We start from the raw sequence: 26984 nt of genomic DNA on the forward strand, positions 1-26984 counted from the left end.
TCGCCTGGGAGATGCCCCAGCAGCCATTTCAGCGTCTCGATGCGCTCGGAGAAGATGACCAGTCGATCATTGCTCTCGTCGCCGCTCCACTGCGCCTCGGGATCAGCCAGCGCGCGCAGCAAGCGTTGGTACTTACTGAATCGTCCTGGGCTGATGGCCTCCAGGTCACGCATGAAGGCATCGAAGGCGGCGATCTCCCGTTGCTCGGCCGCACTCGGCTCGGGTTTGCGATTGAGCTTGGCGAGACGGTTGCGCGCGTAGCTGGCGGCGGCGGCCGGACTCGAGAACAGCGCCTTCTGCAGCCCGACGCGCTGCAGCTCGGCCTGCTTGCCCTTGGCGCGCTCACCCTTGAGCGTAAACGGGATCTCGAGCGCGGCGCGAAACGCGGCCTCTTCCTCGGCGCTGGCCTGGGCGGAAAGCCGCCGGGTGACGGCCTCCGGAAATTGGCCCTCAGCCTGGCCTTTGATGTCTTTCTTGAAGCGGCGCACGAACAGATCCTTGCGGTCCAGATCAGCGCGGCTGTAGTCGTCGGGATCAGAGATCGCGGTGGGATCGAGCAGCCAGATCAGTGATGCAAAGCTGTTGGCGGAGCCGTCGTGCGGCGTCGCCGAGAGCAGGATCAGGGTATCGGACTTGGTGGCAAGCTGCTTGGCCAACCGCGCCCGCAGCGAGGAGCCGGCGTCGCCCTTGCGCACGGCGACATTGTGGCATTCGTCGATGACGATGATGTCCCAGCGCGAGCGCTCGAGGTAATTCCGGTACTCGTTGTTCCCCTTCAGGGTGTCCATCGAGATGATGGTCTTGTCGTAATGGTTGAAGGGATTGTGCCCGGACGGGATGTTGTTGCGGATACGCTGAATGCCAGCGGAGTCCAGCCGCACCAGCGGGATGGTGAAGCGCGACCACCATTCCTTCTGGAACTGGGTGAGCATGCTCTTCTGGGTCACCACCAGGATGCGCCGCCCGCGCCCGCGGATATCGAGCTCGGTGGCGAGCATGGCCGCCTCCAGCGTCTTACCGAGACCGACGCCGTCGGCAATCAAGATGCGGGTGCGCACCTGCTTGAGCCCTTGCTCGGCCGGCACGCGCTGGTAGTCGGCAGGCTGCATCACCGCCTGGTGGGCGCGGTGGATCTGATCGTCGTTGGCGACGGTGCGCAACCGCTGACTCTCCAGGTAGAGCAAGCTGTCGGTGAAGTAGTCGCTCAAGTCTTGGAACAGCTCGGTCTCGGCTGGATCGTGGACCTGGATGGCGTCCTCGAGCTGTTGCAGGAAGATCGCCGAGGTGCCGCGGACCAGTTCGGAGAGACCGTCGCAGGTCAAGGCATGGCCGCCGTCGTCGCTGAGGTCGATGCGGCGAATGACCCAATCCTCGTCGCGGATGGTGATGCGGGCGCCTGGGGCGAGTTGTCGATTCATCGTTTGATACGAGCCTAGTGAGCAAACTGGCACGCCGATCGAGCGTCGACCCTAGCGCGACTGGGCAGCAGACTGGGCACCTGGCTGGGCACCTGGTTGGGCTGCTGGCTGGACATCTGGCTTGGCTGCTAGCGGGTCAGCAGGCCTAAGACGGCTCCTCCTCGGCCCAGGGACCGGCCGGCATGACCTCCTGGCTGGTGAGCAGATGGGCGACGATCTCGGCCGGATCATCGAGCAGTTTCAGCGCCACCTCGCCGGGCGCCACGGTGCCGGCATCGTAGAGCTGCGTCATTACTACATCCAGCATCGGCTGCCAAAAGGCCGTGCCGGCGAGCACGCAGGGGAAGGCCTCGACCTTGCCGGTTTGGATCAACGTCAGGGTCTCGAACAGCTCGTCGAGGGTGCCGAAGCCGCCCGGCATGAACACGAATCCGGACGAGTATTTCAGCAGCATGACCTTGCGCACGAAAAAGTAGTCGAAGGTCAGCACCCGATCGAGGTAAGGGTTCGGATGTTGCTCATGTGGCAGCCGGATCTTGCAGCCGACGCTCATACCGCCGGCTTCTTGAGCGCCGCGATTGGCCGCCTCCATGATGCCGGGACCGCCGCCGGTGATCACCGTACAGCCGGCACGCGCCAGATCGGCGCCAGTCGCTCGCGCCAGCTGATACCAGGGATGCCCATCGGCAAAACGCGCCGACCCGAAGATAGTGATGCTGCGCCCAAGGTCGAACAGACTGCGGCAGCCTCTCACCAGCTCGTTGAAGACCGTGACGCCACGATCGAAATCGACCAGCAGATCATCGGCGCCACGCAGCAGCTCGCGCTCACGCGCAGACTTTGGCGTCTTCGGTTGAGCGTTATTGGGCGCGTTTTGTCGCACTTTTCCTGATGTGTTTTGCAATGGCTCAGCCCAACGCCTGTTTGATGCGCTCGATCTGGCGCCGATGCGTGCTGTTATGGATGGCCGCGAGGGCATGCCACTGCGCCGCTGAGAGCGCACCAAACCAGGGATGCGGCAGCCTCGCCCCAGCGCGCAGATTGCCAAGCTTCTCAACGATGTGGCTGTAGCGCTCGACCAGGGCGACCAGATCGTCGATCTGCTCCGGGCCAGCCTCCGGCACCGGCTTGACCTCTTCGATCTTGACCTGAGTACCAACCAAGCTGCCCGAATACAACTGCGGCAAGATCGCGGCGATCGCGGTGTTGACGATCACCAGATGCTCGAGTGTCATGTACACCGACCAGTCGCGGCTGCTGTCCTCGATGCCAATGAAGCGCTCGACCCGCACCCGCTGACGCCCCTGCGCCTCACTCAGGCCGCGCGCCAAGGCGATGGCGCGCTCGGCCTCCTGACGAAACAGTTGCGTCAGCCGATCCTTGCCGTAGAACCGTGCCGCCGCACGAATCCCCGCGCCGAGCAGCTGACGCTCGAGCCAACTGACGCCGGTCCCTGGCAGCTCAAGGGGTGGTGGCGCTGTCGAACTCATGCGATGCCTCCAGAGGCGCCAATGCCCTGCGCTGAAGTGGCTTGAGCCTTGTCCGCGCCCGCGTCCTTGTTCTTGGCCTCGCCCTTAGCCTTACTATCGCCCTTAGCCTTGGCCTCGGCGTTGGCTCTGCCATCGCCCGAGCGCGCCTTCTGGCCTGAGGCCCTCTGGCCCCTTGCGCCCTGCCCAGCACCCGCTTGACCCGCGCTACCCTGCGTCTTCGCCCAGGTATCACGCAGGGTCACGGTGCGATTGAAGACGGGACGCTCCGGCGTCGACTCCGGATCAACCACGAAATAGCCCTCGCGCTCGAACTGGAAGCGCGCGCCCGGCGCTGCCGTGGCCAGGCTCGGCTCGAGCATCGCGCCGCTCAGCACGCGCAGCGAGTCCGGATTCAGATCCGCACGGAAGTCGCGATCGCCAGCACCCGGCTGCGGCACCGTGAACAACCGATCATAGAGCCGCACCTCGGCATCAACCGCCGTCTCAGCCGGCACCCAATGGATCACGCCCTTGACCTTACGCCCCTCCGGATTCTTACCGAGGGTGTCCGGATCGACCGCGCAGCGCAGTTCGATCACCGCGCCATCGGCATCCTTGATGACCTCATCACAACGGATCACGTAGGCATTGCGCAGCCGCACCTCACCGCCCGGGATCAGGCGCTTGAAGCCCTTCGGAGGCGTCTCCTCGAAGTCACTGCGATCGATCCAGAGCACCGCACTGAGCGGCAGCTCACGCACACCCATCGACTCGTCCTTCGGATGATTGCGAGCCTCGACCGCGGCCGGTGCGTCAGCCGGCAGGTTGGTCAGCACCACCCGCAGCGGATCGAGCACCGCCATCGCGCGCGGCGCGCTCGCATCCAGCTCATCGCGAATCGCGCTCTCGAGCACGCCCATCTCGACCAGGTTATCGGCCTTGGTCACGCCGATCCGCTCACAGAAGCCGCGCAGCGCACCCGGCGTGAAGCCGCGTCGGCGCAGCCCAGCGATGGTCGGCATGCGCGGATCATCCCAGCCGGCAACGATCTGCTCTGAAACCAGCTGCGTCAGCAAGCGCTTACTCATCACCGTGTATTCGAGATTGAGCCGGCTGAACTCGATCTGACGTGGCTGGCAGGGCACCGAGACATGGCTCACGCACCAATCGTAGAGCGGGCGATGGTCCTCGAACTCCAGCGTGCAGAGCGAATGGGTGATCCCTTCCAGCGCATCCGAGATCGGATGCGTGTAGTCGTAAGTCGGGTACAGACACCACTCGCTGCCGGTCTGGTGATGGATCACCCCGTGCCGAATCCGATACAACACTGGGTCGCGCAGGTTGATGTTGGGCGACGCCATGTCGATCTTCGCCCGCAGCGTTCGCGCGCCATCCGGGAACTCGCCGGCGCGCATGCGGCGGAACAGATCCAGATTCTCCTCCATACTGCGGTCGCGATACGGGCTATCGCGACCCGGCTCGGTCAGCGTACCGCGATAGGCACGCGTCTCCTCAGCGGAGAGATCGCAGACATAAGCCAGACCTTTCTCGATCAGCTCGACCGCAAACCCATAGAGCTGCTCAAAGTAGTCCGAGGCGAAGCGCGGCTGCCCGCCCCAGTCGAAACCAAGCCAGCGCACATCTTCTTTAATCGCTTCGACGAACTCGGGACTCTCCTTGCCCGGATTGGTATCGTCGAAGCGCAGATTGCAGACCCCGCCAAAGTCCTCGGCCAGGCCGAAGTTGAGCACGATCGATTTTGCGTGGCCGATGTGCAAATAGCCGTTCGGCTCCGGCGGAAACCGCGTGATCAAGCGCTCGTGCAAGCCAGTCGCCAGATCGTCTTGGATGATCTGGCGAATGAAGTTGGTCCGAGTCGAGGTCGAAACAGGATCAGGCATGGTAAGAAAGCACCCAAGCGCAGCCATCCGGCATCACCAGCGGCAGGCGAAAAAGGAGCAGCATACTGTCTTGCTGCGGCAGATTGAACCCTGGGTTTGCCAGAGCGAGCCAGGACCACTACTCTGTCGCCGACTCGGCGCAACGATGGCGGTCACCTGATGCTTCGCAAAGCCCCGGGCCGTCGGCACTGCTGGCCGAGATCAGCACGCTCGTTTACCACATACGGAGCCAGATCATGCAGAGAGTCGCTTCTATTCTTGTCATCGCCATCGCCGGAACTTTCATCACCAGTCTTAGCATCGCCCAGGATGAGGCGGCCGCCCCCACAACGCCCGCCGAGGCCTTCATTCAGCAACTCGACACCGACGGCGACGGCAAGGTCAGCCTCGACGAAGCACTCGCACCGCAGAAGCCACGTTTCACGGAAACCGATGGCGATGGCGACGGTTTCATCAGCAAGGAAGAGGCCAGCACCGCATTTAACAATCAGGTGCCTGCCGAAATGCTTGAAGCCATGAAAGAGCGCGGCATGCCCGACCCAGGCGAGACCTTCGTGAAGAATTTGGACAAAGACGGCGATGGCAAGGTCAGCCCCGCAGAATTCGAGCAGCCGACGGTCGACTCGTTCAAGCGGATGGATGCGGATAGCGACGGCTTTGCAACCAAGGATGAAGCGATGGCCTTCTTTGAGGAGATGCAGCGCCAAATGCAAGAGCAGATGCAACAGATGCAGCAACAACAGGAACAGCAATAAGCATCAGCAGACCCACAGCAGTCAGGGACGGCTGTGCGCACTCACTCGGCCATGGAAGGCCAGTGCAACTGGCCAGGGGGCACTGATCCCGACATCCAGCAATCGAACAACAGGTCGTCGCCCATCGGATAGAGTCGATGAGCTGGGCGTAAGGCATTGGCAAGCCGCTCGGGCGCCGGCAGTGTCAGGCCACGTCGACCCTCGCCGATGATCAGCGGCGCTACCGTGATCTGCAGCCGATCGAGCAGCCCCTGTTGCAGAAACCGCGACACTGTCACCCCGCCGCCCTCGATGAACAGCCGTCTGAGTCCGCGAGCGCGCAGCACATCGACCACCGCGGCCAAGTCGAGCCCCCCAGACGGCAAACTTGCCTCAGGCAGGCTGATCCATTCCAGGTGCGCATGCGCATCCTCAGCCTGCGGCGCCGAGGTCGAACAGTGGCAAAGCAGCGTCGGCGCACAGCCGTCGGTAAAGACCTGGCGATCACTTGGCAACCGAGCACCCGGATCAAGTACCACTCGAACCGGGTTTGGCCCAGCCACCAAGCGCGTGGTCAGCCTTGGATCATCCACCGCAACCGTGCCAGCGCCAACCACTACCGCATCGGCCAGCGCGCGCATTCGATGGAGATGGGTGATGTTTTCCGGCCCGGTGACAAAACAGGCATCGCCCGTTTGCGTGGCAATAAAGCCATCGAGGCTTTGACCAAGATGGCCGATGATGCAGCTTCGCTGATCGTCGCCGTCGAGCGGGAGGAACGGCAGATAGAGCGACCAGAGCTCCGGATGCGCAACCGATTCCGGCACCGATACCGATGCAGCCGCGCAAGCCTGCGCGGACCAGTGCCAACCCTGATCGGGGTTGCGCCTGAGACCGCATGCCCTAGCCGCCGCCTCATCGCCGCCCGAGGCGGCAAGCAACGCCCGCCAAGGATCTTGGCAGCTCGATACAGGCCGCGGGTTTCGGCGGCCCGACATCTGACGCCGACGCCCAATAGCTCGCGAAGCCGGGCGACTGAGGCTAGGCGATCTGGACCAATTCGAGCTGGAAGGTCAGATCGCGACCGGCCAACGGATGATTGCCATCCACCGTGACCTCCTCATCGTTGAAATCAGCCACCGTGAAGCGGAGGGTCTCCCCGTCTGGGCCCTGGGCTTGGAGCAGCATGCCCTGCGTCAGTTCGATCTCCGGCGGAATCGCCGTGCGTGGAACCTGTTGCACCATCGACTCGTTGCGCTCGCCATAAGCCTCGCCGGAGACGATGGTGATGGTCTTGTTCTCGCCAGGGGCCATCCCAACCACGGCCTCTTCGAAGCCGCTGATCATCTGCCCCTGGCCGAGCGTGAACTCAAGCGGCTCTTGGCCGCGCGATGAGTCGAACTCAGTCCCATCGTTCAGGGTGCCGGTATAGTGGACCTTGACGGTGTCGCCGCTCTTTGCTTCGCTTGTTGGGGTGTTAGCCATAGGAATACTCGTGCAAGGTTTTCAACTGGGATGCATGGAAAAGCACGCGCCAAAACAGACACGGCCAGTGATCTTGAACCACCTTAGACGAGCCTAGCGCCGAGCGCAAACCTGGCTCCCAGCGAAACCGAGGCGCAGGGGGCCGAGCCAAAGCTCACTTCACGACGAGGTCTTAATGCCGATTGTACGCGGATGCCCGCGAGGCTGGCCGTGAGGTGACAAGGCGAATCAGTTCAAGCGGCGATAGCACACGCGCCGGCGGTGCAGCGCCAAAGCAGACTTGAATCAACGTATCGACGAACGGCTGCCCGTCTTCACCGCGACCGAATAGCCGATCGAAGACCCAGGGATTGAAGGCATAGCGTTGCCCAAACGCCATGAGCACGAAGAGCGGACCAAAGCGCTGCCACAGGCTGCGGGAATAGCCCGCAAGCGCTCGCGCAGACAGGGGCCGCTCGCCTGGGGCTTGGCGCAGTGCCGCGATGATCGATGCCGCCGCCAGCTCGGCGGATTCGAGCGCATAATCGATGCCCTCACCCGTGAACGGGTTCACCAGGCCTGCGGCCTCGCCAACCGCAAGCAATCCATGCGCACGGATCGGCGCGCGCAGGAAATCACTGCGGATTGGATAGCCGGCGACCGGGCTGGCGCCTTCGCCGCCCGCTGTTAGCGCCGACAGCAGCGGATGCTCCTTGAGCAATTTGGGCAACAGCCCGGCAGCGGATACTCCAGCCCTACCGCTATACCAATAACCCAGGTTTGCGCTATGCGAGCCGGTTGGGAAGAGCCAGGCATATCCAGGCAACGGCAGATGATCAAAGAAGAAGCGCAAATCTGGTCCTGGTGAGGACATTCGCGTCAGATAGCAGCGCGCCGCGACAGTATGCACCGCTCGCCCTGGTGCCAGCGGTGTCCGCTTGATCAGCGAGAGCGCAGCGCCGGTCGCCATCACCACCAGCCGCGCCGACAGCCTTTCGCCTTCCAACTCGACACCACCCCCCGGAGCCAGCCTGCGCACATGTCCGACCCGGAAGCGCGCGCCCGCGGCCAAGGCCTGCTGCTGCAGGAGCAGATCGAAGCGTCGGCGTGCTAAGACCAGGGTGCTATTCGGCATGGCACCAGCTCCCGTTATCGAGGTCTCGGCCTCGGCACCGCCGGGTGCTTGGAAGCGAATCCGCGTCGCTCGATGCGCTTCGGCAGCCACCGCCCCCAAAAGCCCAAGGCGCTCAAGGTAATGCTGCGCGCGCGGACTCAAGCAATCGCCGCAGACCTTGTCACGCGGAAACGCGGCCTTATCGATCAGCAGCGTCCGAATGCCGTTACTGGCTAGGTGATAAGCAGTCGCACTGCCTGCCGGGCCGGCTCCAACCACAATGACCTCATGCGCTAAAGCCTGACTCATAATAACGGTCCACTCTATTCGTTGCGCTGATTCCAGAATTCAACACCAGCTCGAAATTCAACACCGCTTCGAGAATCCGCGTCGAGACTCAGCGTCGAGATTCAAGCCGTGCGCCGAGAAACGCTTTGGCAAGGATGCGCTGACTGGATATGCTTAGGCTGTTAAGCCCACCGATTTGGAGCCCTGAAGCTGTTGAGCACGATCAGAGAGCGCGACACCAAAACAGTCGGCACCGAGGATGTCGATCGCTTCTTCTCGTTATCTTTACAGCTTCTTTTGATCGCAGACATTGAAGGCCGCATTCGCCGCTGCAACCCCGCTTGGCAAGAACAGCTTGGCTGGAGCCCCGATGCGCTGATTGGGCGCTCCTTCCTCGAGCTCGTGCACCCAGACGACCTTACCGCCACCAAAGCCCAGGTGGCCAGCCTCGCTGCGGGCACCCCAACCCCGCGCTTCCTGAACCGTTTTCGTAACCCTCATGGCGAGTGGCGAAGCCTCGCCTGGTCGGCGTTAGCCGCAGCAGACACCCAGCTCATCTATGCCATCGGCCATGATGTCACGCAGCAGGAACAAGCCCTGCAAGCGCTGCGCGCGAGTGAGCAGCGACTGCGCGAGGCCGAGCGTATCGGTGGCCTTGGCAGTTGGGAATTAGAGCTCAGCACTGAAACACTGCGCTGGTCGGAGCAAATCTATCGCCTCCTCGATCTCGATCCAGCCGCCTTCCAGCCAACCTACCGCAGCTTCCTCGACATGGTTCATCCGGAAGACCGCGAGCGTCTTGATCGCACCTTCAGGCACTCGGTGGCGAGCCATCTACCCTTTGCAATGGCGCACCGTGTGCGCCGAGCAGATGGCAGCATCCGATGGCTGCAGGAGTTCGCTGAGACCCAATACGCCGAGGACGGCACGCCCATACGCAGCATCGGCACGGTGCAAGACATCACCGAGCAAAAGCACAGTCGACTGATGCTCGCGCTCAAGGCGCGCCGCGATGAGGCCTTGCTCGAGTTGCCGCACATCGCCGACGGGCTGAGCGAGCAGGCCGTGCTCCAACACAGCCTCGCGCTCGCCGAAGACTTGACCGATAGCGCCATCGGCTTCGCACACTTCGTCAATGAGGACCAGACCTCGGTCGAGTTCGCCGCCTGGTCGATGCGAACCCTGGACGCCGGATGTCAGGTCAAGCATGACATGCACTATCCCCTGCAGCAGGCGGGGCTCTGGGCCGATGCGCTGCGACAACGAGCGCCCGTCCTGATCAATGACTATCCAACAGAGGCTGACGGCAAAGGCCTGCCCGAGGGCCATATCGCCCTCAGCCGCAGCCTGGTGGTGCCGGTCTTCGAGAGTGGCCGCGTCAGGATGCTACTCGGCGTTGGCAATAAGGCCAGCAGCTACGATGAGACCGACGTGGAATCCGCACAACTGCTGGCCAACGAGGCCTGGCGGCAGGCCCAACAGACGCGCTCCTGGGCGCAATTGACACTGGCCGATCAGGTCTTGGCCGAGACCCATCAGGGCGTCGCGATTACCGACGCCGATGGCGCGCTGGTGCGAGTCAATGCCGCCTTCAGCCGCATCACCGGCTACAGCGCCGAAGAGGTCCTCGGACGCAATCCAAGGCTGCTGAAATCAGGACTGCATGATCAGGCCTTCTACTGCTCCATGTGGGCTGATATCACCCGGCACGGGTGCTGGCGCGGGGAGCTTTGGAATCGGCGCAAAAACGGCGAAGTCTATCCGCAATGGCTGTCGATCAGCGCGGTGCATGATCCCGCTGGCCAGGTTGGCCACTATGTTGGGCTATTCACCGACCTCAGCGAGTCGAAACAGGCACAAGAAAAGATTGATTATCTCTCGTATCACGACGCCCTCACCGGCCTCTCCAACCGCGCACTGCTCAACGAGCGTCTTGAGCATGCACTGACGCGTGCATCGCGCAGCGGCCATCTCGCGCTGCTCAATCTGGACCTCGATCGTTTCAAGCAGGTGAACGATACGCTCGGTCATCAGGATGGTGACCGTCTCCTGATCGAGATGGCGCGCCGCATCAACGCGAAGCTGATGCCCAGCGACACGCTGGCTCGGCTTGCCGGCGACGAATTCGCGCTGCTGCTCGAAGAGCGCGCCGAGGCCCTGCCAGTCGCCACCCTTGCCCGCGAGCTGCTGACCTGTATTGCCGAGCCGGTTAAGGTTGCCGATCGCGAGCTGGTGGTGACCGCCAGCATTGGCATCAGCCTCTATCCGAACGACGGCACCGATGTCGATAGCCTGTCGCGCCATGCCAGTCAGGCGCTGGGGGCGGTCAAGCGCATGAGCCGCAACAGCTTTCAATTTTTCGACCCCTCGCTCACCGATGGTGCTCTCCAGCGGCTGATCACCGAGCATGCGCTGCGCGGCGCGGTCACACGCAACGAGCTGCGCCTGCACTACCAGCCGCAGGTGCGGCTCAGCGATGGTGCGCTGGTCGGCGCCGAGGCCCTCTTGCGCTGGCAGCATCCAAACATGGGCATGGTGCCCCCGGACCAATTCATTCCCCTCGCTGAAGAGATCGGCGTCATCAACGAGATTGGCACCTGGGTCTTAGAGGCCGCCTGCCAGCAACTGGCCGACTGGGATCGACAAGGGCTCAATCTAACAAGGCTCGCGGTGAACCTGTCCGCGCGTCAACTCGACGAAGATGCCCTGGCCTCAACCATCGCGACCACCCTAGAGGCCTCAGCAATCCAACCGCAACGGCTCGAGCTTGAGATCACCGAGTCGATGCTGATGCGCAACCCAGAGGCCGCTCGCACCTTGCTCTCGGAGCTCAAGCGGCTCGGCGCCCGCATCAGCATCGACGACTTCGGCACCGGTTATTCCAGCCTGGCGATGCTGCGACTGCTGCCATTGGATCAACTGAAGATCGACCAGAGCTTTGTGCGTGACATCGGCGCCGATGACAACGACGAAGCGATCGTGCGCACCATCATCGCCATGGCCCGAACATTGGGCCTGGAGACCGTTGCCGAGGGCATCGAGGACGCCGATCAGCTGGCCTTCCTCGTCCGCGAGCAGGTCGATCTTGGCCAGGGCTACCATTTCGCCAAGCCGCTGATGGCCGACCAGCTGTTCGCTGAATGGAGCGCGCAGCCAAACCCATCGAGTACTTGCGAGTCACCAGAGAGTCCATGATTGTCCCGACATTAGGCAGCATTGCGACCGCGAACGTGGTTACCCTGCCGACCACGGCGACCCTCGCCGAGGCGGTCGAGACCATGAACCGCCACAACATCCGCGATGTCGTGGTGAGCACCGCGTCAGGCTACCGACTCGTGCTCTCAAGCATGCTGCTGTCGCTCCAGGTCAAGGGTCTGCCGCTGTCGACACCGCTTTCGGCGTTAGAACTTCCAGAAGCCGCGCTGCTCGACCCAGACGCCTCGGCCCTGGACGGACTCAAGGCGATCCGCAACCATTCCGAGCACATCTGCCTAGTCGATCAGGCCGGTCAACTACAGGGCATCGTCAGCTACACCGATCTGGCCGGCAGTCTCGACCCACAGGTGCTGGCCGAGATGCAGAGTCTCGGCGAGCTGCTGCATGGCATCCAACCGCTGGTGGTGCCTGAACGCATGCCGCTGCAAGAGGTGGTGCAGCGCATGGATCAGGGCCGCGTCAGCGCCAGCATCGTCATGCGCGAGGCGCGCCCGGTCGGCATCCTCACCCAGCGCGATCTGCTCAAGCTGCTCGGCGCCGAGGCGGATTGGCAGGCGCCGGTGAGCAGCTTCATGAGTGCGCCGCTGCGCACCCTCGACGAGGAGACGACCATCGCCGAGGCACTCGCCTTCTGCCGCCGTCACGGCATCAAGCGCGTCGTGGTGGTGGACCAAGATAGCCAGCTCCTGGGACTGGTCAGCCAACGCGATCTGGTCAGCCTCTATTACAACCGCTGGTTCGCCGTACTCAAGGACCATCAACAGCAGCGCGATGCGCTGAACCGCGAGCTGCAAGAACAGGAAAAGAAATTCCACATCCTGTTCGAGTATTCCCCCGACGCCATGGTCGTCATCGATCCCGCCAACGGCGCCACGCTCGACTTCAATCGCCGCGCGCATGAGCAGCTCGGTTACAGCGCCGAGGAATTCGCGTGCCTGTGCCTGCGCGACTACGAAGCCAAGGAAACGCCGGAAGAAACCGCCGCCCACGTCCACAAGATCATCAGCCAGGGCCATGATGAGTTCGAGACCCTACATCGCCACAAGGATGGCCACCTCTTGCACATCCAGGTCTCAGCGATCTATGTGGAGTTCAATCAACACCCCCAACTGATGGCGATCTTGCGCGACATCAGCCAGCAAAAACAGGCCGAGCAGCAGCTCATCGAAAGCCGTGAGCGCCTGCAACTGGCTGCCGATGCGGCCGAATTCGGGATTTGGGACTATGATATCGAGCAAGACCGGCTGTTCTGGGATAAGCGCATGTTCGCGCTCTACGGCCTTGACCCGGCGCGTTTCCACGGCTGCTTTCAGGATTGGGCCGGAGCGCTGCACTCGCAGTCCCGCCAGCAGGCCGAAGCAGCGTTTCGGGCGCTGGTCGAGCACGACCAACACTTCGATATCGAGATCCAGATCAAGCGCGCGAACGATCAGGCGTGTCGCACGCTCAGGGGGCTAGCGCGCGCGATCCGCGATGAGCAGGGACGCGCGATCCGCGTCGTTGGCATCAACGAGGATGTCACTGACCGCATGACGGCAGAGCGCCGGCTCGCCGCCGAGGAGGCCAAGTTCCGCGGCCTGTTCGAGCGCTCGCCGGTCGGTATCGCGATGAACGATTTCGCCACCGGCGACTTTCTCGAATTCAACGCCGCCGTCAATGAGCCCACCGGCTATAGCGCAGAGGAATTCCGCCAACTCAATTACTGGCAGCTGACCCCCGAGCAATACCTGCCGCTCGAACAGCAGGCCCTCGAAGCGCTGCGCAAGACCGGCTTCTATGGGCCGTTCGAGAAGGAATACATCCGCAAGGATGGCAGCCGCTATCCGGTACTGCTCGAGGGCTTCAAGACGCAGACGCCGGAAGGGCGCGAGGTCATTTGGTCGATCATCCAGGATATCTCCGCGATCAAGGAGGCACAGCGCGATCTGCGCGATCGTGAACAGCGTTTGCAACAGCTCGCGGCCCAGAGCCGTACCGTCACCTGGGAGGTCGACACCGAGGGCTGCTATACCTATCTCAGTCCGGTGGCGGAACGCGTCTGGGGCTACAGGCCCAACGAGCTCGTCGGTCAGGCCCATTTTTACGATCTGCACCCGGCCAACGGCCGCGAGGCCTTCAAGACCGCCGTGTTCGAGGGCTTTGCGGCACGCCAGTCGCTTGACGGCATGATCAACCCCCTCCTGCACAAAGACGGCCACCTGCTCTGGGTCAGCACCCATGCCGCGCCTGTGATCGGCGATGACGGCACCCTGCTCGGTTATCGGGGCAGCGATCTCGACATCACCGAGGCTAGGCAGGCCAAGCAGGCCCTGGAAACCGAGAAGGAGCGCTTCCAGGGCATCTTCGAGAACACTGGCAGTGGCGTTGCGGTCTTCCGCCCGGTCGACGACGGCCAGGATTTCCTCTTCACCGACTACAACGCCGCCGCCGAGCGCATGGACAAACACCCACGCCAGGAGGTCATCGGCCGCCGGCTGACCGAGTGCTTTCCAGCAGCCGAGGAGATGGGGCTGCTCGGGGCCTTACGCCAAGTCGCGCGCAGCGGCAAGCCAGTCGAGCTGCCTCTTGCGCGCTATGAGGATGAGCAACTGCAGGGCTGGCGCGAGAATAACCTCTTCATGCTTTCCTCCGGCGAGGTGGTAGCGGTCTACAACGACCTCACCGAGATCAAGCAGGCGCAAGAGGTGGCCGAGCGCGCCAATCAGGCCAAGAGTCAATTCCTGGCCAATATGAGCCACGAGATCCGCACGCCAATGAACGCCGTCATCGGGCTCTCGGAACTGTTGCTCACAACGCCGTTGAATGACAAACAGCGTGACTATCTCGGCAAGATTCACGCCTCCTCACGCATGCTGCTCGGCATCATCAACGACATCCTCGATTACTCGAAGATCGAGGCCGGCAAGCTAGAACTGGAAGCGCGCCCGTTCCACCTCGATGATCTGCTCGAGCAGATGCAGACCCTGTTCGCCGCTGCCGCCGAGGCCAAGGGCATCGAGCTGATCTTCAACAGCAATACGCATGGGCTGCCCGCCGTGATCGGCGACTCGTTGCGCCTCGGGCAGGTGTTAACCAACCTGCTCAGCAACGCCCTCAAGTTCACCGAGCAAGGGCAGGTCGAACTGGAGATCCGGCTCCTACCCCTGCAGGAACAGCAGGCGCATCTGCGCGTCGAGGTCCGTGATACCGGCATCGGCATGAGCGAGGCGCAACAGCAGCGGCTGTTCCAGCCCTTCTCACAAGCGGACACCTCGACGACCCGCAACTATGGCGGCACCGGCCTCGGCCTGGTCATCAGCCGCCGGCTGTTGGAACAGATGGGCGGCACGCTCAGGCTCGCATCGCACCCCGGCCAGGGCAGCACCTTTGGCTTCGAGCTCAGCTTACCGCTGTCATTACAGCCCGCGCTTGCGCCACGGCAGGCCGAGGCGATCCCCCCCGGGGCCCGTGTGTTGGTGGTCGATGACCATGTCACCGCACGCAAGGTGCTGCGCGACATGCTCGAGCAGGCGGCCCTGAAGGTCGTCGAGGCCGAGAGTGGCGAGGCCGCAATCGCCGCTGTCGTGGCCGCTGAACACCAGGGCCTGCCGTTCGATTTCATCCTCATCGACTGGAGGATGCCCGGCGAGCTCGATGGGCTCGCCACCCTGGAGCGCTTGCATGCGCTGCGCGGGCAAGGCGCATTGACCGACACCCAGATCCCGGCGCTGATCATCAGCGCCTATAGTCAGGAAGGCCCCAGTCAGCATGCTGATCTCTACAGCGCCTTCCTGAGCAAACCGGTCACCGCGCGCGCGCTGCTCAAGGCCATGGGGCGCGCCAGCGCCGAGCAGGCGCCGAGCCAGCAGGCAACGGACGAACAGAACCCGCCGCCGCCCCACCTGGTCGATCGCACCCTCCTGCTGGTCGAGGACAACAGCCTCAATCGCGAAGTCGCCACCGCGCTGCTGGAGAAGACCGGCGCACGCATCATCGAAGCGCACAACGGCCGCGAGGCGCTGGAGCGGCTCGCCGAGCAGCCGGTGGACCTAGTGCTGATGGATCTGCAGATGCCGGTCATGGACGGCTTCGAGGCCAGCCGCCGCATCCGCGCCCAGCATCCCGAGCTGCCGATCCTGGCGCTCTCTGCAGCGGTCATGGACGACGATCGCCAACGCGCCCAGGCCGCCGGCATGAATGACCACCTCGCCAAGCCGATCGACAAGCAGACCCTGTTTCGCCTGCTCGAGACCTGGCTGCCGAGCGCCGATATTGACCCGCCGACGTCCCAGCCAGGCGCCCAAACCGGCGTTCGGCATGCGCCCGAATCCGCGCAAGCTTCCACAGCTGGCGCATCCCCCCGGAGCATGCCCCGGAGCATGCCAAGGAGCACATCAGTCTCCACTGAGGCGCCCTTGCCAGCTACACTGAAAGGGTTTGACTTGCAGCGCGGGCTCAATCACCTCGACCAGGATGCCGCGCTCTATATGAACCTGCTGCATCGTTTCCGGCACCAGCTTGAGGGCGAATTTGCCCCCCTCGGCGAGCCACTCGAGCAACCACCCAGGACCACCGAGACAAAGCGCCTGATTCATACCCTGAAAGGTCTGGCCAACACCCTTGGCGCCGAACGCCTAGCGGCGATCGCCACCGAGATCGACTCCCTCTGCCGCCGCGATGCGCCGATCCCCATGACCGCAAGTGAGGAGTTGACCGAGGCCCTGAGCCAAGCCCGCTGGCATCTGGCCGCGCTGCCCAGTCGCTCTTCCACCAACGGCCCCACGAGCAGCAGCCCCATCAGAGGTCAGGCCCGCCAGGAAGACGCGGATGCAAGTATGGAGATCATCGACCAGATCCTGCAGGCCCTCTCTGCCGGCGAGTTGATCGACGACGCCTTGATGGGTGAGGTCACCAGTCTCATCCGTCAGCATGTCGACGGCGCCCTAGCCCTGGAGCTGCGCACCCACATCGAGACCTTCGACCATGATCGCGCCAGCGCGCTACTAAAACGCGTCGCCGCGCGCATCAACAATCCACACCACGAGGCATGAGGTGAAAGAACAGCGCGCCAGACTGCTGATCGTCGATGATCAGCCCGCCAACATCCACGCCCTGGCCAAGCTACTCAAGGACGATTACCGCATCATCACCGCGACCAGCGCCGCCAAGGCCCTGGAGCTGGCCCGGCGCGAGCCGGCACCGGACCTGATCCTGCTCGATATCCTGATGCCGGACCAGGATGGCTACGCCACCTGCCGAGAGCTCAAGGCCGATGAGACGACCCACGCCATTCCGGTCATCTTCGTCACCGCCCTCGATCAAGAACAGGACGAGGCCAAGGGGCTGCAGCTCGGCGCTGCCGATTACATCTCCAAGCCGTTCAATCCGGCCATCGTGCGCGCCCGGGTCCACAATCAAGTCAGCCTTAAGCTCAAGACCGATCTACTGGAACAGATCGCGCTTCAGGATGGGCTCACCGAGATCCCAAACCGGCGCTATTTCGACCGCAAGCTCGTGCAGGAGTGGAACCGGCAGTCGCGTCACCAACAACCGCTCTCGCTACTGATGATCGACATCGACCATTTCAAAGCCTATAACGACCACTATGGTCATGGGGCGGGCGATGACTGTCTGCGCCGGGTCGCACAAGCCTTGCAACAGGTGCCGAACCGTTCGGCGGATCTGGTCGCCCGTTATGGCGGCGAGGAGTTCGTCGCCTTGCTGCCTGAGACCGACGCCGATGGCGGTCAGGAGGTCGCCGAGGCGATGCGCGCAGCAATCCATGCCCTAGCGCTTGCACACGCCTATTCGCCGGTCAGCGATCACATCACCATCAGCTTGGGAGGCAGCACCCATCAGCCGCAACGGCAGCGACCGGCAACGGACGCCGAGGCCCTGAAACAGGCCGCCGACCAGGCCCTCTATCAAGCCAAGGAACAGGGACGCGACCAGATCGTTTGGCGCGATCTCGACGCCGACTGAACCTCGGCCCAATCGATGCCAACGCCCATCCGCCTTGGCCTGATGCTAGGACTCGATCGCGCTGGTCGTTGTATGATGCAAGGCTGACCGTTGAAGACTGATTTGAAAACTGATTCACTCGAGGACACTGGTGAGCATCGCAAATAGCGCATTGCCGAAGGCCGCAACCGGCATTTCCGGCCTCGATGAGATCACGAGTGGCGGCTTGCCCAAAGGCCGCACCACCTTGGTCTGCGGCGGCGCGGGCTGCGGCAAGACCCTGCTCTCCATGGAGTTTCTAGTCAGGGGGGCAACCGAGCTTGGCGAGCCAGGGGTCTTCATTGCATTCGAGGAAACGCCCGAAGAGCTTGCTCAGAATGTTGCTTCGTTAGGGTTTGACCTCAACGACCTCGTTGCCCGCGGTCAGCTTGCACTCGACTTCGTACTGGTCGAGCGCAGTGAGTTTGCCGAGACCGGGGACTTCGATCTCAGCGGGCTGTTCATCCGGCTCGACTACGCGATCGATTCGATCGGCGCCAAGCGTGTCGTGCTCGATACCCTTGAGACGCTCTTCGCCGGATTACCGAATCCAGCGATCCTTCGTGCCGAGTTCCGACGCCTATTTCGTTGGCTCAAAGATAAGGGCGTCACCGCGATCGTCACCGGCGAGCGTGGCGATGGGCAACTGACCCGTCACGGACTCGAGGAATATGTCTCCGATTGCGTCATCACCCTCGATCATCAGGTGCGCGATCAGACCTGGACCCGCCGACTGCGGGTGCTCAAGTACCGCGGCTCTGGCCATGGTACGAACGATTATCCCTTCCTGATCGATGCTAACGGCATCTCAGTCACCCCCATCACCTCGATCGGCCTTGACCATCCGGTCTCCACCGAGCGCATCTCGACCGGTATTGCTCGGTTAGACGCCATGCTCGGCGACCAGGGCTATTTTCGCGGCACCAGCGTGCTGGTCTCGGGTACGGCGGGCACCGGCAAGTCGAGCCTGGCCGGACACTTCGCCGCGGCCACCTGCATTCGCGGTGAACGGGTGCTCTATTTTGCGTTCGAGGAGTCAGCGGCTCAGATCCAGCGCAATATGGGCGCAATCGGTCTAGACTTGAAGCAATGGGCCGAGCAGGGCTTACTCCGGTTTCACAATGCCCGTCCCAGCTTTACCGGCCTTGAAATGCATCTAGCGCTCGTCCACCGTGCGGTCACGCAGTTCGCCCCTTCAGTGGTGATCCTCGACCCGCTGAACAGCTTTATCACGCGTGGCAATGAGCTTGAAGTCAAGGGCATGCTGACACGGCTGATCGATTTCCTGAAAATGCACCAGATAACAGCCATGTTTACCAGCCTAACGCGCGGCAGCGATTCCTTGGAGCAGACCGATTCGGCGATCTCCTCGCTGATCGATACTTGGCTATTGCTTGCAGCCGTCAACACCGGCGGCGAACGTAATCGCGTGATCAGCATCCTGAAGTCACGCGGCATGTCGCACTCCAATCAAACACGCGAGTTCCTCATCACCGATCAGGGTATCGACCTGCTCGATGTCTACGTTGGGCCAGGCGGGGTCTTGACCGGCAGCGCGCGGCTGGCGCAGGAGGCCATCGAGAGGAGTGATCAGCTCGAGCGGCATCAAGAGATCGAGCGACGCAAACAGGATCTCGAGCGTCGACGCGCGATCCTGGATGCCCAGATGACAGCGCTGGAGCAGGAATTCGAGGCTCAGCAGTCGGAAACCCTAGCACTGATCGAACGCGAGCAGCAACGCCAGGAACAGTTGTTGCTGAATCGCGCCTCGATGGCCTCGGTTCGCCGGGCCGACGCCGTCAATCAGACGCAAGAGGGCGGGGCATGAGCAGCACTGCCGACGGCAAACCAAGGATCGGCGTCGAGCCAGGCAACGAGACCAACAAGCCTTGGACGCTGCGGCTCTATGTCGCCGGCCAGACGCCCAAGTCGCTCACCGCCTTCGCCAATCTGCAAGCCATGTGCGAGGCTCATCTGAGCGGGAATTACCAGATTGAGGTGATCGATCTGTTGGAAAATCCTCAGTTGGCGCAAGGCGACCAGATCCTCGCCATCCCCACCGTCGTGCGCCGGCTGCCACTGCCCATGCGCAAGATCATCGGTGACCTCTCGGATACCGAACGCGCGCTCGTCGGTCTCGATCTGCGCCAACCCACTCAACCGGCCCATTCCTAGCCAGGACCGATCTGGCCGCCACCTCATCAGGCGCGCCACATCGGTTTTCCAGTTGAGTCTTGAATCCAGACTTAGGTCATGATCGCCAACGACCCAACCCCCAATTCAGTCATCAGCTCTGGCGCCAATACCGCAGCGGAAATCCAAGACCTCAAACGGCGCTTGGCCGAGGCTGAGGCGGTGCTGCATGCCATCGGCGCCGGTGAGGTTGATGCCTTGCTCGTCACCGGCAGGCAGGGCGGTCAGGTGCTGGAGCTGCAAGGCGCCGAGCACGACTATCGGCTCTTGGTCGAAGAGATGGGCGAAGGCGCCATAACCCTGACCGCGACAGGCCAGATCTACTATGCCAATCGTCGCATGGCGGCGATGCTCGACCTCTCGCATCAGCTCCTCACCGGCACGGCACTCGCGGAGTTCATTAGCGAGTCGGATCGTCCGGCTTACCACGCCTGGCTGCGCACCCCATCACCGCGCCCACAGCAGCGTCTGGAGCTGCAGTTGCTGAGCGCCAGCGGCGCCTCCATCCCCTGCCACCTCTCTCTCACCGAGCTACCTTACGAGCAGAAACAAGGGGCCTTTTGTGTCATCGCCACCGATCTGAGCGTCCAGAAGCGCGCCGAGGACGCAGTGCGCCAGAGCGAGCAACGCTTAAAATCCATTGTCGAGCATCTGCCCATCGGGGTCTGGTTCTTGGACCAGCACGGCCAGATCAGCTATGGCAATTCCGTTGCCCAACGCATCTGGAACTGCGCAGAGCGATTTGGACGCGACCATTTCCGTACCTGCGATCGCTGCTCAACGAAGGCAGAAGACGGCACCAAGCTGCAGAATTGCGCCGCGCTCAGAGCCATCTTTAAGGGCGAGACGACGCTGAACAAAGAGGTTGCCATCCAGTGTGTTGACGGCACCCAGAAGACCATCCTGACCTCAGCGGTGCCGATTCAAGACGGCGACAGCAACATCGTCGGCGCCGTCGTCCTCAACACCGACATCACCGAACGCAAGGCCGCCGAAAATCAGATCCAACAGCTCGCCTTCTTCGATGTCTTGACCCATTTGCCGAATCGACGCCTGTTGATCGACCGGCTTGGCCATGCGCTCGCCAGCATCCAGCGCACCGGCAGTATCGGCGCGCTGCTGTTCATCGACCTCGACCATTTCAAAGACCTCAATGACAGCCTCGGTCATGACATGGGCGATCAGTTGTTGAAACAGGTCGCCGCGCGGCTGGTTGGCAGCGTGCGAGCGCGCGATACCGTTGCGCGCCTTGGCGGTGACGAGTTCGTCATCGTGATGGAAGACCTGAGCGATGATGTGGAACAGGCCGCCCAACAGACACGCACCGTCGCGGAAAAGGTTCTGGCTGCGATCGCCAAGCCCTACCCGCTTGGGGGTGGACAACATCATGTGACCCCGAGCATCGGCGCCACCCTGATTGATGCCAAAGATTTATGTGTCGATGATCTGCTGAAGCGCGCTGACCTGGCGATGTACCAGGCCAAGGATGCCGGTCGCAACCGATTTCGGTTCTTTGATCCGCAAACGCAGATCGCCTTGGAACAGCGCACTGAGTTGGAAGCGCATCTTCGCGAGGGTCTGCGCAACCAGCAGTTTGTGTTGCATTACCAAGCCCAAGTCGACGGCGACGGCAGCTTGATCGGCGCCGAGGCCCTGTTGCGTTGGGCACACCCCGAGCACGGCATGCTCGGCCCGGACGTCTTCATTCATCTGGCTGAAGAGACGGGGCTAATCCTACCGCTGGGTGAATGGGTGTTGCAGGCTGCCTGTTTGCAGCTGGTTGCCTGGGCCGAAGACAGAGGCAGCAGGCAGCGCTCGCTCGCCATCAACATTAGTGCCCGCCAGTTTCGCGACCCAAACTTTGTCGAGATGGTGCGCACCGCTGTGCTGCGCTATGGGATCGAGCCCAGCCTGCTCGAGCTCGAGCTGACCGAGAGCCTGTTACTCGAGGATCTTGATGAAACAATCACCAAGATGGCCGCACTGCGCGCGCTCGGGCTGCGTTTTGCGCTCGATGATTTCGGCACCGGCTATTCATCGCTCGCCTACCTCAAACGCCTCCCGCTCGATACACTCAAGATCGATCGCTCCTTCGTCGATGACGTCACCCGTGATGCCAACGCGGCGGCCATCGTCCGCGCCATCCTCGCCCTAGCGCCCAAGCTCGGGCTCTCGGTCATCGCCGAAGGCGTCGAGACCGAGGCCCAGCGGCAATTCCTCGCGCGCAATGGCTGCTGCGCCTTTCAGGGGTATCTATTCGGCAAGCCGGCGCCGGCGAAGACGCTCGGCCTCTGATTCTGGCGATTCGAGCAGATCCGTGGCGATCTCGCTGCTCCCCGAGCGCCAGGCGTAGGCGATCGCCGGCAGATACACGCGTTCATCGCTCGAGCATCATCGCTGGTCTGTCTGAGTGTCGATAATAATAAGCGCTTGCGCGGAGAAGAAAAGCGACGTAGATTCGGGTGGCGTGCACGCTCTGTCGATAACGACCCCATACCAAAGGCGACAGAAGAATGAGCAGAAAGACGCTGATTCCAGCAATGATGACCACACTGTCGGCAGCCCTGTTTTTTACTGGCGTTGCAGGCGCTGCGTGCACGATTTCAGAGGATTTTGACTTTGGTGGTCAAACCGGGACCGTGCAGAACAACGATTACCTGAGGTTTTATCCCGAGGGTCAGTCGGGCGGCCTACCCGCGAAGAGCAACAGGACGTTCAACGACCCGAGTTGGCTCAACAAGATCTCCTCCGTGAAGCTTTCCGACGACTGCATCGCGGTTTTCTTCATGTCACCGAACAATGGCGGCCCCCTTCAAGGCCATCAAGTAGTCCGCGAGACGACCGCCAAGTTTTCAGAAGGGCTAAACGACAAAACGCACGGCATGATCTGCGAATGCAACTGATCAGGCGAATGGCGTTATCCTGAATGCAAGCGGCCGTCACCACGCACAGCGATCCATGGTGACGGCGCTGCAATAGCACTTCAGACCTCGCGATACCCGAGCCCGCCTTCGAGCTAGCCTTCTTTTTCGGGCCGCCCTGGGCGCGTGAGGTGGCTTGGATGACCTATCCGTCCGGAGCGGCATCGGCCGTGACAGCATCATGATGCCTACCTTCGCGACACTCTGTTTGCTGGCGGCATTCGCCGCTGCGGATGCGGATGCCCGCCCCCGCATCGGCCTCGTGCTCGCCGGCGGAGGCGCTAAGGGCTCGGCCCACATCGGTGTACTCAAGGTGCTCGAGGAGCTGCGTGTGCCGATCGACGCGATCGCCGGCACCAGTATGGGGGCGCTGGTCGGCGGCGGCTACGCGTCTGGCCTCAACGCCGCTGAGATGGACGATGCGGTCACCTCGGTCGACTGGAATCAGCTGTTCGACGACGACCCTCCACGCGCCGAGTGGCCCATGCGCCGCAAAGAGGAGAGCCTGCGCCCGACCTTCGGCTTCGCCATCGGCCGGCGCGATGGCAAGTTCCGCCTACCCAAGGGTGCGATCTCGGGCCAAGAGGTGCTGCTGTACTTGAGTCAACTGACCAACGGCGCAGAAGGGGTCGAGCACTTCGATCAGCTGCCGATCCCGTTTCGGGCCGTCGCCACCGACCTTGAGAGCGGCGAGATGGTGGTCATCGACCAGGGCCCCCTGCCGTTGGCCATGCGCGCGAGCATGGCCGTGCCGGGCGTGTTCGCGCCCTTGGAAACCGATGATCGGATCTACGTTGACGGCGGACTGGTGCGTAACCTCCCGGTCGATATCGCGCGTGCCATGGGCGTCGACCGGCTGATCGTGGTCAAGCTCGACTCCACCCCGCCGAGCCGCGAGCAGCTGAGCACGGTGCTGGGCAGCTTTGGGCAGATGATCAACTTTGTCTTCGCCCAGAATGAGGAACGCTCGCTCGCCGAGATCGATCCCCGGCGCGACATCCTGGTCCGGCCGCAGCTCGGTAACATCAGCGCTGGCGACTTCAACCGCGGGGCGGAAGCGATCGCGACGGGCGTCGAGGCCGCCCGTCAGGTCTCGGCGCAGCTCGCCACCCTCGGGGTCAGCCCGGCCGACTATGCCGCCTGGCGCGCGTCGATCGAGCGTCGGCGCCAGCCGATCGAGCATATCGATGAGGTCCGCGTCGTCGGCCTGGAGCGGGTTAATCCAGAGCTGTTCGAGTCCGTGGTGGAGCGGCACCAAGGCCAACCGCTCAACCGCAACGAGCTCGAGAGCGACCTCAACCGCCTCTACGGGCGTGGGGAATTCGAGCGGGTCAACTACCGCATCGAGCGCGAGGACGGGCGCAACCTGCTGATCGTCGACGCCGTCGAGAAGGCCTGGGGGCCGGGCTACCTGAGCTTCGGTCTCGGCCTCAGCAACGACTTCAAGGGCGACAGCCGTTTCGGGCTGCGCGCGACCTATCGCCAGACCTGGATCAACGCGCTCGGCGGTGAATGGCTGAGCAGCATCAATATGGGCAACGAGCCGCATCTATTCTCGGAGTTCTATCAGCCCTTCGATAGCGCGCGGACCGGCTTCGTCGCACCCTACATTGACCTCGGCAAGGTACCACTCAGCGTCTTCCAGGGTGACGACCGTGTCGCCCGCTACGACATCGCCCGCTATCGCATCGGCCTGGACGTGGGCACCACCTTTGGCCGCTTCGCCGAGTTCCGCCTCGGCCTCCTGGCGGGCCAGGTCGACGCCAACGTCGACACCGGCTCGTCCCTGGTACCCGAAGTTCATTACAACGACACCGGCCTCCGCGGCCGCCTGCTCTACGACACCCGCGACAGTGGCGGGCTGGCCCGCAGAGGCAGTTACATCAAGGCTGACCTGCTCGCGCCACTCGAGTCCCTGGGCGCCGACGAGCAGTACTTCAGAACCGAGATCCTGGCCGGCAAGGCAATCAGCAGGGGACCGAACACCCTGACCCTGAACCTCCGTGGAGGCACCGCGTTCGGCGACGAGATGCCCTACTACGATCAGTTCCCGCTCGGTGGCTTCCTCAAGCTCTCGGGCTACGCCAACGAGCAGTTCCGCGGGAACAAGTATGCCTTCGGCAGTCTGGTCTACCAACACCAGCTCACCACACTCACTCCGCCGCTTGGCAAGGGCCTCTATCTCGGCGGCTCGCTCGAGGTTGGGCGCTTGTGGGACGTCCTCGAGGAACTCAACCCGAGCGAGACCCGCTACGGCAGCAGCCTCTTCTTTGGCGCCGACACCTGGCTTGGTCCCTTCTACCTTGGACTCGGACTCTCCGGCGACGGCAACACCACCGGTTACGTCACGCTCGGCAAGCCCTAGGGGATGAATCTGGTCTCAGGCTTTCTCTAATCGCTGTTCTCCACTGATCAATGCGCTAACATCTGGCGTCAGCCCGACTAAAAGCCTTCGCAGGAGCCTCCCCTTGTCGCACTCCTTCCGTCGCATGAGCTTGGCAGCCCTGCTGCTCCCTGTCTTTGTGAGCCTCTCAGCGGGTTGCTCGCAAGACACCGAGCCGGAGGGACCCGCGCCGGTTCGCCCGGTGAAGACTTTGCTGGTTGAGTCTCCGGACCTCGGTGGCGAACGCAGTTTCCCGGGCCGAGTCGATGCCGAAGCCAAAGCGGAGCTGGCGTTTCGCGTGCCCGGTACCGTCAAAGAGCTGCTGGTCAAAGAGGGCGATCAGGTCAAGCAAGGCGACGTGCTGATCACCCTCGATGCCACCGACTACGAGATCGCCGCCCGCAACGCCCAGGCGACTTTTGATCGCGCCGAGAATGACTTCAATCGCGCGCAGGAGCTGGTCGAAGACGGCTTCATCTCGCGCACCGATTTCGACGCCAAGGAAGCCGAGATCAAGAATGCCAAGGCGGCGCTCGAGCGCGCGCAGCAGGATCTGGACTATACCCAGCTCAAGGCCTCCTTCGACGGCACCATCAGCCAGCGCTACGTCGAGCGCTTCGAGGAGGTGCAGGCAAAGCAGCCGGTGCTGGCGATGCAGGACAACAATAGCCTGCAGGTCAAGGTAGCGGTGCCGGAAAACATCATCCGCAGCCTGCGACCGAGGAATGGGGGGGATCAGTCGACCGGGGACCAGGTGCCGACCTGGGCCTCATTCGATAACCATCCTGGCAAGCGCTTCGCGCTGAGGATGCGCGAGGTCTCTACCCGCGCCGATGCCGCGACCCAGACCTTCGAGGTCACCTACAGCATGCCCGCCCCAGCCGACTTCATGGTCTTCCCAGGCATGACCGCCACGGTCACAGCTGATCTCAGCAAGGTCACGGCAGCCGAGCGCCTGTTCAGCCTGCCAGCTACGGCAGTGACCGCCGATGCTGAGCTCGAGCCCTTCGTCTGGGTGGTCGAGGAGCCGGCGCTGACCGTGCGTAAGGTGCCGGTTGAGGTCGGGCGCCTGACCGGCAGCTCGATCGAGGTCGAGGGCGGGCTCGAGCCTGGACAGCGGGTGGTGGTTGCCGGCGTCGGCTATCTGGCCGACGGCATGGAGGTGCGTCTGCTGCCGCAACGCGAGGAGGCCGAGCCGCGCGCGGATGAGATTCCGGCCCTGCCGTCGCCCGCTGGATCAGAATCCGGCGCGAATGCCACTAACGCCATGGACGACGAGGCTGCGCCGACCAGCGAGGGCCCGTCCTCGTGAATATCGCCGAATACTCCGTCAAGACCCCGGTCATCTCCTGGCTGCTGGTCATCATCCTGGTCGGCGGCGGCATCTGGGGCTTTCAGAGCATGGGCAAGCTCGAGGACCCGGCGTTTACGGTCAAGCTCGCCAAGGTCATCACCTATTATCCGGGCGCCTCCGCGCAGCAGGTCCAAGACGAGGTCAGCTACCACGTCGAGGAGGCCATCCAGCTGATGGAGCAGGTCAAAGGGATCAAGCGCTCGGTCTCGCGCCCAGGCATGTCCGACATCACCATCGAGTTCAAGGACCAGTATCGCGGCGCCGACTTCCCGAATATCTACGATGAGCTGCGGCGCAAGATCGCCGACATGCAATACAAATTACCACCCGGAGCCCAACCGCCGATCGTGGTCGACAGCTTTGCCGATGTCTACGGCATCTATCTCGCGCTGACCGGCGAGGGCTATACCTGGCGCGACCTCTGGGATACCGCCGATCATCTCAAGAAGCAGCTGATCCTGGTGCCCGGCATCCGCAAGATCGTGATCGGCGGCGAGCAGCAGGAGGTCGCCTATCTGGAGATCTCCCGCGCCCGCCTCGGCGAGCTGGG

Annotated in this window: 18 protein-coding genes; 11 read left to right on the forward strand and 7 right to left on the reverse strand. The window is 62.9% G+C overall.

Going from position 1 to position 26984, the window contains the following annotated elements:
• The 4 genes from VBE63_RS15860 to VBE63_RS15875 form a co-directional block, all read right to left on the reverse strand.
• The coding region (locus VBE63_RS15860; protein ID WP_323684002.1) for a DEAD/DEAH box helicase at positions 1-1418 on the reverse strand (1418 nt) is incomplete at its 3' end.
• Positions 1419-1563: 145 nt separating this feature from the next.
• Positions 1564-2301: a TIGR00730 family Rossman fold protein gene (locus VBE63_RS15865; protein WP_323684003.1), complete on the reverse strand. Its 738-nt coding sequence runs from the start codon at positions 2299-2301 to the stop codon at positions 1564-1566.
• A 25-nt stretch (positions 2302-2326) separates the two neighbouring features.
• Positions 2327-2908, reverse strand: coding sequence for a DinB family protein (locus tag VBE63_RS15870; RefSeq protein ID WP_323684004.1), 582 nt, complete (start codon positions 2906-2908; stop codon positions 2327-2329).
• Positions 2905-4788 carry a glutamine--tRNA ligase/YqeY domain fusion protein gene (locus VBE63_RS15875; protein WP_323684005.1) on the reverse strand — a complete coding sequence of 628 codons (1884 nt, stop codon included), beginning with the start codon at positions 4786-4788 and terminating at the stop codon, positions 2905-2907. Before VBE63_RS15875 ends, VBE63_RS15870 begins: the two co-directional genes overlap by 4 nt.
• Positions 4789-4871: 83 nt before the next feature.
• Here VBE63_RS15875 and VBE63_RS15880 point away from each other — a divergent pair, with 83 nt between their 5' ends.
• Positions 4872-5543 carry an EF-hand domain-containing protein gene (locus VBE63_RS15880; protein ID WP_323684006.1) on the forward strand — a complete coding sequence of 224 codons (672 nt, stop codon included), beginning with the start codon at positions 4872-4874 and terminating at the stop codon, positions 5541-5543.
• A gap of 41 nt (positions 5544-5584) precedes the next feature.
• Here the strand turns inward: VBE63_RS15880 and VBE63_RS15885 are convergent, their stop codons facing one another.
• From VBE63_RS15885 to VBE63_RS15895, 3 genes are all read right to left on the reverse strand, one after another.
• The gene (locus VBE63_RS15885) at positions 5585-6463 is read right to left on the reverse strand and encodes a RibD family protein (RefSeq protein WP_323684007.1); all 879 of its coding nucleotides are present in this window, start codon (positions 6461-6463) and stop codon (positions 5585-5587) included.
• A gap of 100 nt (positions 6464-6563) precedes the next feature.
• Positions 6564-7007, reverse strand: a complete 444-nt coding sequence (locus VBE63_RS15890) for a peptidylprolyl isomerase (RefSeq protein ID WP_323684008.1) — start codon at positions 7005-7007, stop codon at positions 6564-6566.
• A gap of 172 nt (positions 7008-7179) precedes the next feature.
• Positions 7180-8409, reverse strand: a complete 1230-nt coding sequence (locus VBE63_RS15895; RefSeq protein WP_323684009.1) for a geranylgeranyl reductase family protein — start codon at positions 8407-8409, stop codon at positions 7180-7182.
• Between the two features lie 192 nt (positions 8410-8601).
• On the opposite strand from VBE63_RS15895, the gene VBE63_RS15900 reads away from it, so the two are divergent.
• The 10 genes from VBE63_RS15900 to VBE63_RS15945 all read left to right on the forward strand — a co-directional run.
• Positions 8602-11583: an EAL and GGDEF domain-containing protein gene (locus VBE63_RS15900; RefSeq protein WP_323684010.1), complete on the forward strand. Its 2982-nt coding sequence runs from the start codon at positions 8602-8604 to the stop codon at positions 11581-11583.
• Positions 11580-16634 (forward strand): PAS domain S-box protein, encoded by a 5055-nt coding sequence (locus tag VBE63_RS15905; RefSeq protein WP_323684011.1) that lies wholly within the window; start codon positions 11580-11582, stop codon positions 16632-16634. Before VBE63_RS15900 ends, VBE63_RS15905 begins: the two co-directional genes overlap by 4 nt.
• Before the next feature lies 1 nt (position 16635).
• Complete coding sequence (locus VBE63_RS15910) at positions 16636-17565, forward strand: diguanylate cyclase domain-containing protein (protein WP_323684012.1); 930 nt, start codon at positions 16636-16638, stop codon at positions 17563-17565.
• A 130-nt stretch (positions 17566-17695) separates the two neighbouring features.
• A complete protein-coding gene (gene kaiC / locus VBE63_RS15915; RefSeq protein WP_323684013.1) occupies positions 17696-19411 on the forward strand; it encodes a circadian clock protein KaiC in 1716 nt (571 codons plus the stop codon).
• On the forward strand, positions 19408-19758 hold the full coding sequence (locus VBE63_RS15920) for a circadian clock KaiB family protein (RefSeq protein WP_323684014.1): 351 nt from the start codon (positions 19408-19410) through the stop codon (positions 19756-19758). Before kaiC ends, VBE63_RS15920 begins: the two co-directional genes overlap by 4 nt.
• Positions 19759-19836: 78 nt before the next feature.
• On the forward strand, positions 19837-22071 hold the full coding sequence (locus VBE63_RS15925; protein WP_323684015.1) for an EAL and GGDEF domain-containing protein: 2235 nt from the start codon (positions 19837-19839) through the stop codon (positions 22069-22071).
• Positions 22072-22289: 218 nt separating this feature from the next.
• Positions 22290-22679: a hypothetical protein gene (locus tag VBE63_RS15930; protein ID WP_323684016.1), complete on the forward strand. Its 390-nt coding sequence runs from the start codon at positions 22290-22292 to the stop codon at positions 22677-22679.
• Between the two features lie 199 nt (positions 22680-22878).
• Positions 22879-25062 (forward strand): patatin-like phospholipase family protein, encoded by a 2184-nt coding sequence (locus VBE63_RS15935; RefSeq protein ID WP_323684017.1) that lies wholly within the window; start codon positions 22879-22881, stop codon positions 25060-25062.
• Positions 25063-25165: 103 nt separating this feature from the next.
• Positions 25166-26392 (forward strand): efflux RND transporter periplasmic adaptor subunit, encoded by a 1227-nt coding sequence (locus tag VBE63_RS15940; RefSeq protein WP_323684018.1) that lies wholly within the window; start codon positions 25166-25168, stop codon positions 26390-26392.
• Positions 26389-26984: efflux RND transporter permease subunit (locus VBE63_RS15945; RefSeq protein ID WP_323684019.1), on the forward strand; the 596-nt coding region annotated here is incomplete at its 3' end. The genes VBE63_RS15940 and VBE63_RS15945, both read left to right, overlap by 4 nt.

The organism is Lamprobacter sp. (genome assembly GCF_034860625.1).
In the GTDB taxonomy this organism is placed as follows: Bacteria; Pseudomonadota; Gammaproteobacteria; order Chromatiales; family Chromatiaceae; genus Lamprobacter.